The 14384-nt window shown below is 49.4% G+C and carries 12 protein-coding genes; 4 read left to right on the plus strand and 8 right to left on the minus strand.

The genetic code is table 11. The features are described 5' to 3' along the window. Positions 1-28 precede the first annotated feature (28 nt). Positions 29-2206: an anthranilate synthase component I gene (locus FHS77_RS01810; RefSeq protein WP_374786192.1), complete on the minus strand. Its 2178-nt coding sequence runs from the start codon at positions 2204-2206 to the stop codon at positions 29-31. A gap of 63 nt (positions 2207-2269) precedes the next feature. Here FHS77_RS01810 and FHS77_RS01815 point away from each other — a divergent pair, with 63 nt between their 5' ends. Next, positions 2270-2686 carry a hypothetical protein gene (locus tag FHS77_RS01815; protein WP_184219118.1) on the plus strand — a complete coding sequence of 139 codons (417 nt, stop codon included), beginning with the start codon at positions 2270-2272 and terminating at the stop codon, positions 2684-2686. Between the two features lie 265 nt (positions 2687-2951). On the opposite strand, the gene FHS77_RS01820 is transcribed toward FHS77_RS01815, so the two are convergent. After that, complete coding sequence (locus FHS77_RS01820) at positions 2952-3914, minus strand: small ribosomal subunit Rsm22 family protein (RefSeq protein ID WP_184219121.1); 963 nt, start codon at positions 3912-3914, stop codon at positions 2952-2954. 20 nt (positions 3915-3934) lie between these two features. Then, complete coding sequence (locus FHS77_RS01825; RefSeq protein ID WP_184219124.1) at positions 3935-5206, minus strand: DUF2333 family protein; 1272 nt, start codon at positions 5204-5206, stop codon at positions 3935-3937. A 503-nt stretch (positions 5207-5709) separates the two neighbouring features. Between FHS77_RS01825 and FHS77_RS01830 the strand changes: the two genes are divergently transcribed. From FHS77_RS01830 to choV, 3 genes are all read left to right on the plus strand, one after another. Next, entirely contained in the window at positions 5710-6609 is a 900-nt protein-coding gene (locus tag FHS77_RS01830; protein WP_374786193.1) for a choline ABC transporter substrate-binding protein, read from the plus strand. A gap of 106 nt (positions 6610-6715) precedes the next feature. Next, the gene (choW, locus tag FHS77_RS01835; protein ID WP_184219130.1) at positions 6716-7549 is read left to right on the plus strand and encodes a choline ABC transporter permease subunit; all 834 of its coding nucleotides are present in this window, start codon (positions 6716-6718) and stop codon (positions 7547-7549) included. Between the two features lie 4 nt (positions 7550-7553). Next, on the plus strand, positions 7554-8594 hold the full coding sequence (choV, locus tag FHS77_RS01840) for a choline ABC transporter ATP-binding protein (RefSeq protein ID WP_184219134.1): 1041 nt from the start codon (positions 7554-7556) through the stop codon (positions 8592-8594). 175 nt (positions 8595-8769) lie between these two features. On the opposite strand, the gene FHS77_RS01845 is transcribed toward choV, so the two are convergent. From FHS77_RS01845 to FHS77_RS01865, 5 genes are all read right to left on the minus strand, one after another. Beyond that, positions 8770-9621, minus strand: a complete 852-nt coding sequence (locus FHS77_RS01845) for a dipeptide ABC transporter ATP-binding protein (protein ID WP_184219136.1) — start codon at positions 9619-9621, stop codon at positions 8770-8772. Next, on the minus strand, positions 9618-10469 hold the full coding sequence (locus tag FHS77_RS01850; protein ID WP_184219138.1) for an ABC transporter ATP-binding protein: 852 nt from the start codon (positions 10467-10469) through the stop codon (positions 9618-9620). The genes FHS77_RS01845 and FHS77_RS01850 overlap by 4 nt, the downstream gene beginning before the upstream one ends. Before the next feature lie 2 nt (positions 10470-10471). Further along, positions 10472-11380, minus strand: a complete 909-nt coding sequence (locus FHS77_RS01855; RefSeq protein ID WP_184219140.1) for an ABC transporter permease subunit — start codon at positions 11378-11380, stop codon at positions 10472-10474. 7 nt (positions 11381-11387) lie between these two features. Beyond that, a complete protein-coding gene (locus tag FHS77_RS01860; protein WP_184219643.1) occupies positions 11388-12395 on the minus strand; it encodes an ABC transporter permease subunit in 1008 nt (335 codons plus the stop codon). Between the two features lie 67 nt (positions 12396-12462). Further along, entirely contained in the window at positions 12463-14067 is a 1605-nt protein-coding gene (locus tag FHS77_RS01865) for an ABC transporter substrate-binding protein (protein ID WP_184219142.1), read from the minus strand. Between the last annotated feature and the right edge of the window lie 317 nt (positions 14068-14384).

Consider the following 14384-nt stretch of genomic DNA (forward strand, 5'->3'; position numbering starts at 1 on the left):
TCAGCGCTTTATTAGTTTAAACTAATATTTAAATACGGGCTTTAGTTACCAGACCCGACACGACATTTTCAATCATCCGCATACCGGCTTCATCTTCAAAAGTCATGATGGATTCCGGATGGAATTGCACCGCCGCAATCGGCTCATTTTTGTGCTCGATACCCATAATGATACCGTCTTCCGTCACTGCCGTAACATCAAACACATCCGGTAAATGTTTCGGATCTGCATGGAGAGAATGATAGCGACCGACATTAAAGCTTTGCGGCAATCCGGCAAAAACCGTGCCAGCCTTCAAAATATTGATCGGTGACGGCTTACCATGCACCGGAATATCCAGCTGATTAAGCTTACCGCCAAAGGCCTCTGTCAGCGCCTGAAGCCCTAAGCACACACCAAATATTGGCAGTTTGCGCGCGCGTGCCGCTTCGATTGTAGCCGTGCAATTAAAATCGGAAGGTGTACCAGGTCCTGGTGACAGCACAACCAGATGCGGCTTCACTTCATCAAAAACCGCATCAGTGATCGGTGCACGAACGGTGGAAACTTTCGCGCCTGTCTGCCGGAAATAATTCGCCAATGTATGCACGAATGAATCTTCATGATCCACCAGAAGAATATTGGTGCCCTGCCCGACCATTTCCGTTTCCTGTTTTTCTGTTTCCGCCTGCACTTTATGTGCGTCACGAATGGCTGCCAGCATAGCAGAAGCCTTCAATTCAGTCTCGGCTTCTTCTTCCTGCGGATTTGAATCATAAAGCAATGTTGCACCGGCACGCACCTGTGCAACACCATCTTTAATCCGCACTGTGCGTAAGGTCAGGCCGGTATTCATATCGCCATTAAAATGCATCATGCCAACCGCGCCGCCATACCATGCACGCGGGCTTTTTTCATGATTCTCAATAAAGCGCATCGCCCATAATTTAGGCGCACCGGTGACTGTCACCGCCCATGCGTGGCTCAGGAACCCATCAAAAGCATCCATATCAGCGCGCAAGCGGCCTTCAATATGATCAACCGTATGAATAAGACGCGAATACATTTCAATCTGACGGCGTCCGATCACCCGCACCGAACCCGGATCACACACGCGGCTTTTGTCGTTGCGATCCACATCCGAGCACATGGTCAGTTCGGATTCGTCCTTTTTCGAATTGAGCAGTTTCAAAATCTGCTCCGAATCCGAAATCGCATTATCACCGCGCTTGATCGTGCCGGAAATCGGGCACGTCTCAATACGACGGCCATTAACACGCACGAACATTTCCGGTGATGCGCCCACCAGATATTCATCTTCACCTAAGTTGATGAAGAAGGAATAAGGCGACGGATTGGTGCTTTTCAGACGACGGAAAATTTCAGACGGCTGGCTTTCGCAGCGCTCATAGAATGTCTGCCCCGGCACCACTTCAAACAGATCACCGCGCTTGAAACTATCTTTAGCTTTTTCAACAAGCTGCGCATATTCGCCAGGCTGATGATCACCACGTCCCGGATTTTCAGTTGAAGGCTCAAAGACTTTTGACGGTGTTTCACGCGCCAAGCCGTGTGTACCCTTGCCATCAACGCTAAATTCGTAAGAATCTACCCATGCCTTGGTGGAGTAATGGTCAACGATGACAATCTCATCAGGAATGAACAGCACCAGATCACGCTGATCGTCCGGACGCTTCATCTTGAAATCAATTTTGTCGAACTGGAAAGCCAGATCATAACCAAAAGCACCATAAAGACCTAAATTGGCATCTTCTTCAGAGAAGAACAGTGCAACAATCGCACGCAGTACAGTGAAAACCGATGGCATACGGGAGCGTTCTTCTTCAGAAAAAACGCCCTTCGGTTCCGCAACGGTCAGATCAATACGGGTGGCATTTTGCTGATCGATGGTCACAGTATGTATTGCCTGCAACACTTTTAAAATCGGTGTCAGCAGCACTTCGCCGCGCTTGTTCAAAGCTTCGATACGCATGACACGGCCATTGGCGGTGATGACAACAGGCGGATCGATAATGGCGGTATCCCAACGGGTATAGCGACCCGGATATTCATAGTTAGACGAAAAAACCGCACCGCGGCGCGTGTTCAAAACATCAATACGCTGCTCGATGGCACCTTTATAATCGATCAGCCGGCGCACGCGCTCAACCGTAATGCCACCTTGGCTCAGATGTGTATGTGTTTCGATCTTCGACATTTTAGTCATAGTCATGAACCGTTCTGTTTGCCTTGATCAGCCTTTTAAAAAAGCTGATCTGATCCTGTCCGCATGTCTTCAAATCATGCATTTTTCTGGCAGTCACTTAAAGGATACGGGCAAACAAAAAGGCCGCCCGGATTACCCGTTGCGACCCCAAACTTCACTTTCGCTTATGCACAAGTGTTCTCACGGCCGCTGTTAACGGACCCACCACCAACCATTCATGAGGATGTGCGACTTGTTCATGCCGGTTTGATAGCTCGTGACAAGCATGAAGGCAACTGCAAAAATGCACGAGCAAAAAGAAAGTTAACAGTCCTGTCAGAGATGACAGTTTTCACGCCATCTGCTGATCTTTATAAAGCTAACCCTGCAAGAACAGAAATTAAGATTGCAAACAGTACTCAATCACCCGCTCCATCGGCGGCGCATACTTTGAGGCACATAAATAAAAAGTCCGGCTTGTTAAACAAGCCGGACGTATAAAAGCTCAAAGGTTGAGCAAATCAGGCTGCGAATTCCCGAATGCTGCTGCCTGCATGTGAAGACGTTATTGGTATTAAAATGCAACGTCATCGAAGTAATGAATACGTATAATATAAATTAAGTACACCCAATAACTACTATAGGTTGCATGTTATTGCAACAGGTAATTCCATCAGGTTGTATTATTATTCTATCTTCAAATTAAGACATTGAAATAACAACAGAATATATGTTTCTGAGCTTGAAAATTCAACACAACCTGCATTTACAATACATCGCCCCAATCAGCACGACGCGCTTTCTTGAACAAATCGCCGTCCCGTTTAGTAATGATTTGCTGAGCAATCCCCCCATCATGGCGGCAAAGCTTAAGTTCCGCCTTGCCACTGCTGGTTTTAACCGGTGCCAGCACACGGTTTTGCGCTCCTTCGCCTTCATAGCGTGACACAGCAAGATAGATATATTTCTCATCTTCCCACGGCACATCCGCCTGCTTAGTCAGGCGATGCAATTTCGAACGGGCCACACGTCTGGAAAAGTGACACCAGTCAGAACCTTCGATCGCGCAAGCTTGATGATGCGGACATGGTGCAACAATAAAAGCGCCTGCTTCTGTCAACTGCGAACGGGCATCCTTAATCCGCTGCCAGCCGGCAGGTGTTCCCGGTTCAATGAGCACAAACATATTTTCACAAGCAGACCAGAGACGCGCAATCAGATCGCTGCGTTCAGCAGCCGACAACTCATCCAGCACATAGGCCAGTGTGACCAGATCAGCTTTTGGCAAAGGGTCACGTTCTTTGACGATATCACGCGCCACCCAGTCGACTTTATCGAGCCCTGCGTCATCCGAGAGTTTAGAGCCCACTGTGCGGATAGCATTACTTGCTTCCATCAATGTCGCTTGACGTAAGTCCGGCCAGCATTGTGATGCAGCCCATAAAACAGTGCCCGGCCCCGCCCCCACATCCAGAAGTGAAACCGGACTAAATTCAGGACGCAGCTCCGCCGCATAATCAAGACTTGAAAACACGGCCGCATAGGTGGCAGGCAAACGGGCTGCCAGATAAGCATAGGCTGCCATCTCGTCCGACAAATGCAACCGCCCGTCACGCGTTTCAGCACGATAGCGCTTCGATAAAATATCGGAAGCGCGCTGCAAATCAGTCAATGCTACCCCGTTCAGGAGGCTATCCACCCCCTGACGTAACCGTGCCGGTAGTTCCATGAAGTCAAATCACCTTAAAATCAACGTTCCAGAACCTGTCTGATATCAACCAGATTGGAGCGGACACGCAAAATGTAAAAGCCCATTGTGGTCAGATGTGATGGTGTAAACCATGCATCCTGACGGCCATTGGAAACGATAGTCGGCTGCATATCCAAAGCATCGCGCAACTGCTTTTCCATCGAATCCCAGATACTGTCGAGATGCTTCTCTGACAGAACCGAACGGAAATCGGAATGCGCTGCACGCAACAAACCATAATAAGCGTATAGCTGACCATAGGAGAACCAGAAGCGGTCATCGGCACGGGTATCAAACCAACCGGCATGATAATTCTCAGCGCGGTCTTTCAAGATTGCCGAGGTTGAGCCCAGATCATTGGCAATACGGTCAATATACTGGATCAGATTGTCAGCGCGTGCATCAAATACGGCTTCACATTTTTCCAAACGCTTATTGAAATTACGGATATCTTTGATCGCCGAGCGATAATAGCTCGGTGTCGGTGTTTTCGGGCCAAACGGGCTCAACCCGAAATACCAGGAATCTTCGGCAAACTGCATATTGCCACGGGCTTTTTGCAGATCAGAATCCACCTGTGATGTGCCACGCAGACGACCCAGATTATCGACCAGCTCAACAGTTGTACGGCGAACGGCCGCATTAATACCACGCTGGAAGGACGCTTTATTATCAAGAAACGGCGTTCTGTCCCAATCAAGACCAAAGAAGCCTGCTTTATAAAGCACCATAGATGAAATCCACGCATTCTGATTGACGTTGAAATCAGTCAGATCGGCGGTCACTTCAGCAATCGCCGAAATTGCGCAAGACTTTTCACTCACCGGCAAGTTTGCCGCCTGCATCGGCATGTTTGTTGTGTCCGGCTTTGGCTCATCAGCGGTATCGGTTGGTGCAATATCTGAAGTTGGTTCAGATGCCGCATCCGTACTCTCTTCCGGCTTAACTGGTTCAGTTACCGGAGTTTCTGGTGCCGGCTGGATTAAAGGTGTGATCGTATTATTAATCTTTTCGCCCGGCGTGGTTGCGGTCTGATAGGTATATTTTGCCGGATAGTCGGGATCAAAATTTGTCCAGGCCTGGGTCTGCCAGATAAAATAGCCGTAGAGAAAAACACTGCCCAGCACGACAACGCCAATAGCTGCCTTCCATAGCAAGCCAAGGCGCAAGTAAAGCCGCCACAGCGCACCAAGCGGCACTGCAATAACCCGACCAATCGCTGCCAGCAAGCGCCAGATGAAAGAAACGACGCCAACAATACCATTCCACATACTGCTTCTTCCTTCTTACACGCCACGCTGAAGCCAAACAGCCAAGCCCGATATCAAGCACCTAAATATGCTCACAATTTGTATGTGAGCATTATATCTTTACATTCAATTGAAATAGAAACTAAATCCGTTTTCAACAAGCAGCCACATGAAAATAACCGAAAAATACCCAGCAAAAAGGATGTTTTTCAATAAAAACTTGCGATTACGCACTTAATCCGTAACATCTCCCTGTTTTCGCAAGCCTTCATGCGGGTGCAATCCCTGCATTCGCAGGCAATCCATCTGTTTTCAGTGCGCATCATTTCTGCGTGTAAAACAGGAACATTTCCGTTTTGGGGTCAAATCCCTCGTAGAACTAAAGCAATTCATCTGTTATTTGCTACTCAAACGGAACCGGAAAAATTAAACTGAAAAACCGGATAATGGAGAGATTAACAATGAAATCCGTAACTGACTATGCAGTGTCGCTCGGCCTGTGCGCAATCGCCTTTACCAGCCTGATGCCTGCCAGCGCAGCACTTGCAGCAGAACCGGCCAGTTGCTCGACCATACGTTTTTCTGATGTGGGCTGGACGGACATTACCTCCACCACAGCGGTGACAACCGAAATTCTCAAGACCCTCGGCTATAAACCTGAAGTGAAGGTTTTATCCGTACCTGTCACCTATGCGTCTTTGAGCAAAAAAGACATTGATGTGTTTTTGGGCTACTGGAACCCGTCCATGACTGCCGATTTGCAGCCATATCTTGACAATAAAACCGTTGAAACTCTTCGCGTTAATCTGACCGGCGCGAAATATACCTTGGCTGTGCCACAAGCAGCTTATGATGCCGGTTTGAAAGACTTTTCTGATATCGCTAAGTTCAAAGATGAGCTCGACGGCAAAATTTACGGCATTGAGCCAGGCAATGACGGCAATCGTCTCATTCTCGATATGATAGAGAAAAATGCCTTTGATCTTAAATCCTTCTCACTGGCAGAATCATCCGAGCAAGGCATGCTGGCGCAGGTGGCCAAAAATATCAAAGCCAAAAAACCGATTGTCTTCCTTGGATGGGAACCACATCCGATGAACAGCAATTTTGATATGGTGTATCTCACCGGCGGCGATGACTTCTTCGGGCCAAACCTGGGCGGCGCCACGGTAGAAACCAATATCCGTGCGGGCTACGCTCAGGAATGCCCGAATGTCGGCAAATTCCTCACCAATCTGGAATTCCAGCTTGATATGGAAAACCAGATCATGGGCAAAATCCTTGATGATGGTGAAGATCCGGCCAAGGCTGCCAAAGCATGGATTAAAGCTAATCCGGCTTCGCTTGACAAATGGCTTGATGGCGTAACCACTATTGACGGCAAAGATGGTTTGAAAGCTGCCAAAGCAGCATTCGGCCTCTGAGTTAAATTATAGGATTGCAGGCGGGGTGCATTTTTGCTTTAACCCCGCCGATTTCAATTATCGTTTAAGCTTTTTTTATGATAAAAACGCAGCAGGAGACATTTCGTTGGACTGGCTGACGGACAATAAAATTCCGGTGGGTCGTACCGCCAAAACAATCGTAGACTGGCTCACAAATAATCTGGGCGGTCTGTTTGATGCACTTGCAGCAGTGATGCAAACACTGATTGATGGTTTGCTTTTTGCGCTCAAAGCACCGCATCCTTTCATTCTGATTGCCATTTTTGCACTCATCGCATGGGGGCTGCAACGCCGCATTACCGTGGCGGTGCTGACAGTGCTCGGCTTTCTTTTCATTCTCAACCAAGGCTATTGGGATCAGACCTTAGAGACACTCACCCTTGTGCTCTCGGCCTGTTTCTTGTGCATGGTTATCGGGGTGCCGCTGGGCATTGCTGCCGCGCATCGCCCGACGCTTTACGCCTTCATGCGCCCTGTGCTTGATCTGATGCAAACATTGCCGACATTCGTTTATCTTATTCCGGCAATTGTGTTTTTCGGCATTGGCATGGTGCCGGGTCTTTTGGCGACAGCCATTTTTGTGCTGCCCGCCCCGATCCGCCTCACCCATTTAGGGATCTCTTCCACACCGGAACATCTGATTGAAGCCGGTGAAGCCTTTGGTGCTACAAGACGCCAATTGCTATGGAAAATTGAACTGCCATACGCTATGCCGCAAATTCTGGTCGGGCTGACACAAACCATCATGCTTTCTTTGTCGATGGTTGTGATTGCTGCACTGGTTGGCGCTGACGGCTTGGGTGTACCAGTGGTACGCGCGCTCAACTCCGTTAACACCGCACTCGGCTTTGAGGCAGGATTGGTTATCGTTGTGGTGGCCATCGTGCTTGATCGGATTTTCCGCTCGGTGAAGGAATAAAAGAATGAGCATGATAGACCTGAACGATGTTTCTATCGTGTTTGGCAAACAGCCGCAAAAGGTTCTGACCCTTGCCGATGAAGGTCTGTCCAGAGCAGAAATTCAAAGTGCAACCAATCAGGTTTTGGGCGTTCACAATTGTGATTTGCAAATTGCCGAAGGTGAAATGCTGGTGCTGATGGGTTTGTCCGGCTCAGGCAAGTCCACGCTTTTGCGCGCGATCAACCGCTTGATACCGGTGGCACGCGGCCATGTCTCGCTGCAAGGCAAAAACGGCCCTGTCGATGTGGTCAATGCTGACCGCAAAACCTTGCGGCAACTGCGAACTGAAATCGTCTCAATGGTGTTTCAGCAATTCAGCCTGCTGCCTTGGCGCACTGTCGTTGAAAATGTCGCTTTCGGCCTCGAAATCAACGGCATCAAAAAAGCCGATCGTCTGGCTCTTGCTCATGAACAGCTGGAGCTGGTTGGCCTGCAAGACTGGGCGTGTCATAAGGTCAGTGAATTGTCCGGCGGCATGCAGCAGCGTGTGGGTCTGGCTCGTGCCTTTGCAACAGGCGCACCGATTTTGCTGATGGATGAGCCGTTTTCTGCCCTTGATCCGCTGATCCGCACCCGCCTTCAGGATGAATTGCTGCTTTTGCAATCCCGCTTGAAAAAGACCATTGTCTTTGTCAGCCATGATCTTGATGAAGCGATGAAACTTGGCAATCGTATTGCCATTATGGATGGCGGGCGGATTGTTCAATGCGGCACTCCGCAGGATATTCTGCTTAATCCGGCCAGCCAATATGTGGCGGATTTTGTTACCCATATGAACCCGCTTGGCGTGTTGCGTGCGGCCGACATCATGTCTCCGCTTGATCGTAACAGCCCGGCGCGTCCGTTTGCGGCAACTGCCAGACCAGAAACACCGGTGCGTGATCTGATGAATCCAATTGCACAAAATGGCGGCGATGTCGGCATTGTCGACAATGGCAAAATTTTGGGCAAAATCTCATCGGATGAAATTGTCCGCGCCTTGGCATGGCACCAGCAATCTTAAAAATTTTGCTAATCAAGCAAAAAAGACCGCCGGAGCAATCCGGCGGTCTTTTTTGTTTAGAGCGCCATGTGCCATACTTGGCGCACAAAGGTCGCTCTAACACTTTAAAATTAGAGCATAATTTTACCTTAAACTGATCCAAGTTTAAGGAATTATGCTCTAACGCAATGCCTGTTTACGCAGAAGCAGCCAAAGCGCGCGCTCTGGCGCGTGCAGCCACACGTGCTTTGATGGTTTCCACATCAGCACGCGGAGTCGCAGAAAACAGCTTCTTGGTGTAATCATGCTGCGGATTGTTGAACACGTCATCGCGTGAGCCATATTCAACCACTTCACCGAAATACATCACCATCACATCATCAGCGATATAGCGCACCACCGAGAGATCATGACTGATGAAAACGTAAGTCAGATTGAACTCTTCCTGCAAATCAGAAAGCAGGTTGAGAACCTGTGCCTGCACAGAAAGATCAAGTGCCGATACCGGCTCATCCAATACCAGCAGGCTCGGGCTCAGCATTAATGCACGGGCAATCGCGATACGCTGACGCTGACCACCGGAAAACATATGCGGATAGCGGTTGAAATGCTCACGTCCCAAACCGACCTTCAGCAACATTTCCATCGCTTTTTCACGGCGTTCTGCTGCGCTCATATTAGTGTTGAGCAGCAAAGGCTCAGCCAATACATCGCCGATTTTCTGGCGCGGATTGAGCGATCCATATGGATTTTGAAACACGATCTGCACCTTCTGGCGCATTTCCGGCGTCAAACCGTCGCGTTCAATATTCACATCCTTACCGTCGATCAGCAATGTGCCGGAAGTTTGCGGGTCAATAAGCGTGAGGATACGGGCAAGCGTTGACTTGCCGCAGCCACTCTCACCAACGATTGCAAGCGTTTTGCCCTTTTCAACGGTGAAATTGACACCCTTAACCGCATGCACGGTTTTAGCTTTGCCGAATAAACCGCCCGGCACATGATAGTCACGCACAATGTCGCGTGCTTCTAAGACAACTTCACTCATGCCGCACCTCCTGCGCGCGGTGCATCAAAGACGAAATCCGAAACAGTCGGCAAACGATCGCCTGTTGCGTTTTCCGGCAATGCCGAAAGAAGTGCGCGCGTATAAGCACTCTTTGGCGCTGTAAACAGCGAGAGCACATCCGCATCTTCCATCTTGTGGCCTTTATACTGCACGATCACACGATCAGCGGTTTCCGCCACCACACCCATATCATGGGTGATCATGATTAAGCCCATGCCGTGCTCGGTCTGCAACCGCATCAGCAAATCAAGGATCTGCTTCTGGATGGTCACGTCCAAAGCGGTGGTCGGCTCATCGGCAATCAACAGCTTCGGATTACAGGCAATCGCAATCGCGATCATCACACGCTGGCACTGGCCGCCCGACATCTGGTGCGGATAGCTGCCAAGACGATCACCCGCATCACGGATGCCAACTAATTCCAAGAGTTCAATCGAGCGGGCACGGGCGGCCGCTTTATTCATGCCCATATGCTGGCGCAGCACTTCCTGCAACTGGAAACCCACGGTGAAGCACGGGTTAAGGCTGGCAACCGGCTCCTGAAAGATCATCGAAATTTCACGGCCGATAATCGAGCGGCGCTCGCTATCGCTGAGCGTTAAAAGATTGCGGCCTTCAAACTCCATCTTGTCAGCAGTGACCGTTGCGGTTTTTGGCAACAAACCCATCACCGCCAGCATGCCTACCGATTTACCGGAGCCGGATTCGCCGACAATCGCCAGCACTTCGCCTTTATCAACCCTAATATCGATACCATCAACTGCACGGAAAGGGCCGGTCGATGTTTCAAAAGAAACGGTCAGGTTTTTAATATCCAACAGAGCCATCATCAGCTCCTTTTCAGCTTCGGATCAAGCGCATCACGCAAGCCGTCACCGATCAGATTAATTGCCAGCACTGTAATCAGGATAGCCAGACCAGGGAAAGTCACCACCCACCAGGCGCGCAAGATAAACTCGCGGGCTTCGGCCAGCATTGTACCCCATTCCGGAGTCGGCGGCTGCGCACCCATGCCTAAAAAACCCAGAGCGGCCACGTCCAAAATCGCATTGGAGAAAGACAAAGTTGCCTGCACGACCAATGGTGCCAAGCAATTTGGCAAAATGGTTCTGAACATCAGGCGCAGTTTTTTGGCACCGGCCAGCTTGGCCGCGATGACATATTCGCGCTCTTTTTCAGCCATCACCGCAGCACGCGTCAAACGCGAGAAGTGCGGCAGCAAAACAAGAGTAATCGCAATCACCGCATTGATGAGGCCAGGCCCCAAAATGGCAACCATCACCAGCGCCAGCAGCAAAGACGGGAATGCAAGCATCACGTCCATAATGCGCATGAAAATATTATCGACTGCACCGCTGAAAAAGCCGGAAAGTAGACCAATTGTGATGCCGACGCACATGGCGATCACCACGATGACAAAGCCTACGAGCAGCGAATATTGCGCACCATAAATCAGGCGCGAGAGAATATCACGACCCACCGCATCTGTACCGAGCGGAAAGCTCCATGAGCCCCCGTCCTGCCAGAATGGCGGACGCAACATAAATTCGCGATATTGTTCGGTCGGACTATGCGGAGCAACCAGTGGTGCAAAAATCGCCACCAGAATGATTGCCGTAAACACAAACAGACCGATCACCGCACCGCGGTTGACACTAAAATAAAACCAGAAATCCTTCAAACCGCGCATAGTTGATGGCGCATCTGAGGTTTCCGTCTGAACAGTTACTTCACTCATAACAGCCTCACTTATGCCGGATACGCGGATTGATCAGACCATAGAGAAGGTCAACGATCAAGTTAACGGCCATAACCATCATCGCAATCAGCAGCAAACCGCCCTGCACGACCGGATAGTCACGACGCGAAATGGAATCGAGCATCCATTTACCGATACCAGGCCATGAGAAAATCGTTTCGGTCAAAATCGCACCGGCCATCAACACGCCAACCTGCAAACCGATGGTGGTAATCACGGGTATCAGCGCATTGCGCAGTGCATGAAGACCGATGACACGGCGCAGTGGCAAACCTTTGGCGCGGGCTGTACGGACATAATCCTCACCCAGCACTTCCAGCATGGCTGAACGTGTCTGACGGGCGATCACCGCCAGCGGAATGGTGGCCAGCACAATAGTCGGCAAAATCAGATGCGATGCAGCTGATGCAAAAGCGCCCTTCTGACCCGACAGCAGGCTGTCGATCAGCATGAAACCGGTGACGGAAGGGAAATAATACAACAGTGAAATACGACCCGAAACCGGTGTCCACTGCAATATCCCTGAAAACAGGATAATCAGCAACAGGCCCCACCAGAAAATCGGCATCGAATAACCAACAAGTGCGACACCCATTGATGTCTGATCAAACCATGATCCGCGTTTGACAGCTGCCAGAACGCCTGCCGGAACACCGATCAGCACGGCCACGATAATCGCACAAATGCTAAGCTCTAATGTTGCGGGAAAAAGTGTAAAAAACTCTGTCAGTACCGGCACTTTCGTCACGATTGACGCGCCAAAATCGCCGTGCAGAAGCTTCCAGACATAATCTAAATATTGTTCCCACAAGGGACGGTGAAATCCGAACTGCTCCAGCAGCTGCGCATGGCGTTCGGGCGAAAGCCCGCGCTCACCGGCCATCAGCAAAACCGGATCCCCAGGCAAAACACGCACAAAGCCGAAAGCGACGATCGTGATGCCTATGAAAGTTGGAATAAGATATAAAATCTTGCCAAGAATGAAACGTATCATTGTCCAATTGAAAACCGGGCGCTGAACCATTTGACAAGTTCAACGCCCGGTATTTCCCCTTTACGGATTACTCGGAGAGATCAACACCGTCAAATCGGTGTGCTCCCAGCGGGCTCATCTTATAACCAACAACCTTTTTGGACATTGGCATATAAACAGTCGAGTGAGCGAGTGTGTTCCACGGAGCCTGCTCTTTGAACAGAACCTGTGCCTGTTCGTAAAGCTTGGTACGCTCTGCCTGATCCGAAGTTACTTTCGCTTTAGCGATAATGGCGTCAAACTCTTCGTTACACCACTGTGCACGGTTGTTGCCGCCAACGCCGGCGCATGAAAGCAATGCACCAAGGAAGTTGTCCGGATCACCATTGTCACCGGTCCAGCCAAGCATCACAGCACCATCACGTGCCTTGTCGGATGCCTTCTTGAGGTATTCACCCCATTCCATCGATACGATTTCAGCCTTAACACCGGCCTTCGCCAAGTCAGCCTGAATGAGCTCTGCTGCACGACGCGCATTTGGCATATATGGACGGCTGACCGGCATCGCCCAAAGCTTCATTTCGGTCAGACCAGCTTCTGCCAGAACCTTTTTAGCGGCTTCCGGATCATATTTGTCGTCTTCGACAGCGTCATTATAGCTCCACATTGTCGGTGGAATCGGGTTCTTTGCAACCTGACCGGTGCCCTGGAACACGGCTTCAATGATCGCGTCTTTGTTGACGGCCTGATTAAGCGCACGACGCACTTCCGGCTTATCAAAAGGTGCAACAAGTGTGTTGTAAGCCAGATATGCAACGTTCAGACCAGCCTGTTCGTCTACAACCAGATTGCTGTCGGCTTTCAGACCTTCAATATCAGCCGGTGCCGGATATGGCGCAATATGGCACTCACCCGCTTTGAGCTTCTGCATACGAACGCCCGGATCGATAGTGATGGCGAAAACCAGATCATCGATCTTTTCTTTGCCTTTCCAGAAATCAGGGTTCGCTTTATATCGAATAACCGCATCTTTCTGATAAGCTACGAATGTGTAAGGTCCGGTACCTACAGGGAACTGGTTGAGGTTTTCTTTCTTGCCATCAGCTTCGAGCTTGTCTGCATATTCTTTGGAGACAATAGAAGCAAAATCCATGCCAAGGTTAGCAATGAAAGGTGCTTCCGGACGTGTCAGCACAAATTTAACTGTGTGGTCATCCACCTTTTCGATCTTGTCGATCAGGGTGGTCATATCCATCGAGTTGAAATATTCGTAAGAAATACCTGCGGTATATTCATACCAAGGGCTGTTTTTGTCGCGCTGACGTTCAAAAGAGAAGATCACGTCATCAGCGGTAAATTCACGGCTTGGTGTAAAGAAATCTGTTGTCTGATACTTTACGCCCTTACGCAGATGGAATGTATATTCCTTACCATCTTCGCTGACATCCCAGCTTTCAGCCAATGCCGGCACAACCTTGGTGCCACCTGGCTCAAACTCTACCAGACGATTGTAAATCGGATGGGAGGAAGCATCAAAGGTGTTACCTGTGGTGTAAGGTGCAGGATCAAATCCCTCAGGTGAAGCTTCTGAGCAATAAACCAATGTTTTTGCGGAAGCCGCGCCGGTCATCCCGATGACACCTGCCATTGTTGCAAGTGCTGATGCTGCTAACAATTTTTTATAAAGTTTCATATGTAAATCCGCCTCCACGGAAATGTCGGTTTGCTGAGCCCCCATTGCTCGGCAATCAAGCCCTATCGAAACCTGTGCTACTAAACTTTGCAAGCTCCGTCTGTAGAACTAAATTACAATATCAACCATTTTCCAGTCGATTTAGTAGATTTTTCTTCTAACTTTCTTATTTTTGAAAGAAAATTACGTTCAGGTCAATTTATTATCACTAAAACATCATAAAAAAGCTGTCTGCATCAGAGTCGTAAAAATTCTTTTCTAAATCAATCCGATGCGCCACAGCTTTAAAAAAATCCGCCTCTAAAATATGATTTAAA

The sequence above is a fragment of the Paenochrobactrum gallinarii genome (assembly GCF_014205685.1).
Lineage (GTDB): Bacteria > Pseudomonadota > Alphaproteobacteria > Rhizobiales > Rhizobiaceae > Paenochrobactrum > Paenochrobactrum gallinarii.

Coding starts and splice junctions, on each gene's coding strand:
- FHS77_RS01810 (WP_374786192.1), bottom strand. CDS start 2,206: ATGACTAAAATGTCGAAGATCGAAACACATACACATCTGAGCCAAGGT.
- FHS77_RS01815 (WP_184219118.1), top strand. CDS start 2,270: ATGTCTTCAAATCATGCATTTTTCTGGCAGTCACTTAAAGGATACGGG.
- FHS77_RS01820 (WP_184219121.1), bottom strand. CDS start 3,914: ATGGAACTACCGGCACGGTTACGTCAGGGGGTGGATAGCCTCCTGAAC.
- FHS77_RS01825 (WP_184219124.1), bottom strand. CDS start 5,206: ATGTGGAATGGTATTGTTGGCGTCGTTTCTTTCATCTGGCGCTTGCTG.
- FHS77_RS01830 (WP_374786193.1), top strand. CDS start 5,710: ATGCCTGCCAGCGCAGCACTTGCAGCAGAACCGGCCAGTTGCTCGACC.
- choV (WP_184219134.1), top strand. CDS start 7,554: ATGAGCATGATAGACCTGAACGATGTTTCTATCGTGTTTGGCAAACAG.
- FHS77_RS01845 (WP_184219136.1), bottom strand. CDS start 9,621: ATGAGTGAAGTTGTCTTAGAAGCACGCGACATTGTGCGTGACTATCAT.
- FHS77_RS01850 (WP_184219138.1), bottom strand. CDS start 10,469: ATGGCTCTGTTGGATATTAAAAACCTGACCGTTTCTTTTGAAACATCG.
- FHS77_RS01855 (WP_184219140.1), bottom strand. CDS start 11,380: ATGAGTGAAGTAACTGTTCAGACGGAAACCTCAGATGCGCCATCAACT.
- FHS77_RS01860 (WP_184219643.1), bottom strand. CDS start 12,395: ATGATACGTTTCATTCTTGGCAAGATTTTATATCTTATTCCAACTTTC.
- FHS77_RS01865 (WP_184219142.1), bottom strand. CDS start 14,067: ATGAAACTTTATAAAAAATTGTTAGCAGCATCAGCACTTGCAACAATG.